Consider the following 433-nt stretch of genomic DNA (forward strand, 5'->3'; position numbering starts at 1 on the left):
ATTTACCGCTGTTTCGCAGGGCAGCACCCACGATACCACCGATATCTTCAGGTGCAGCACCCGGTCCTGCCCACTTGAAGGGGACAACCCCAATCGGGCGTGCCGAGTCCACCCCTTTGGTGATCTCGATACGTACTTCTGCGTGCAGCACCGCTGCCCACAGCATCAGAAAACCAAATGCAACTCGTAATGCCTGCTTCATCATATCCCCCTTATCTGGACGGAAAGCCCACGATAATTTAGTAGAATGTTAACAAACTCAAATACACAAAACTACCAGAACACTGCCTCAACCTTAGACCGTTTCCCCCGATTTCTCAGGGGTCGTTATTACAGTTTAAAGTCCAGTTTGGCATCTTTTACTTTTTCATAAACAGCATGGCAAGGCGGTTTAGGAATTCTGGCTGTTTTCGCAGCCGTCAGCGCAGCCTGG

The 433-nt window shown here is 50.1% G+C and carries 1 protein-coding gene and 1 pseudogene; both read right to left on the reverse strand.

Annotated features, from left to right (window positions below; all coding sequences use genetic code 11):
* A pseudogene (gene tolB, locus ACU8YC_RS28285) lies at positions 1 to 202 on the reverse strand (Tol-Pal system beta propeller repeat protein TolB); the annotation flags it as partial.
* 128 nt (positions 203 to 330) lie between these two features.
* A partial coding sequence (locus ACU8YC_RS28290; RefSeq protein WP_446896434.1) for a cell envelope integrity TolA C-terminal domain-containing protein occupies positions 331 to 433 on the reverse strand: 103 nt, incomplete at its 5' end.

This window comes from Citrobacter sp. VF227 (genome assembly GCF_052950715.1).